Raw genomic sequence first — 403 nt, 5'->3', positions numbered from 1 at the left:
ATCCAGACCGATGAGTCCTTGCTGACCGGCGAGTCTGTTCCGGTGCGCAAGATTGCTGCCAGGGATGCCGATCTGCCGGCGCAATGCAGGCCGGGGGGCGACGACCTGCCTTTCGCATTTTCCGGATCACTCATCGTTCGCGGTTCAGGCATTGGCGAAGTTCTGGCAACCGGGCCGCTCAGCCAAATCGGTGCGATCGGGCAATCGCTGAGCACCATGGAAACCGAGGCACCCCGCCTGCGGCGACAGACAAAACGCCTTGTCGGCATCTTCGCACTTGTCGGCGGCGCCGTCAGCGTTCTCGCGGTCGTGCTTTATGGCTTGTTGCGGGGCGGATGGCTTGATGCGGTGTTGGCGGGCATTGCGCTCGGCATGTCGATGCTGCCCGAGGAGTTTCCCATGG

1 pseudogene is annotated in these 403 nt (G+C 63.0%); it reads left to right on the top strand.

The annotated features are described in order from the left end of the window. A pseudogene (locus EOA28_RS38385) lies at nt 1-403 on the top strand (ATPase); the annotation flags it as partial.

It is taken from the genome of Mesorhizobium sp. M2A.F.Ca.ET.067.02.1.1 (assembly GCF_004023285.1).
Taxonomy (GTDB): domain Bacteria; phylum Pseudomonadota; class Alphaproteobacteria; order Rhizobiales; family Rhizobiaceae; genus Mesorhizobium.
This window is presented reverse-complemented; position numbering and strand designations above follow the sequence as displayed.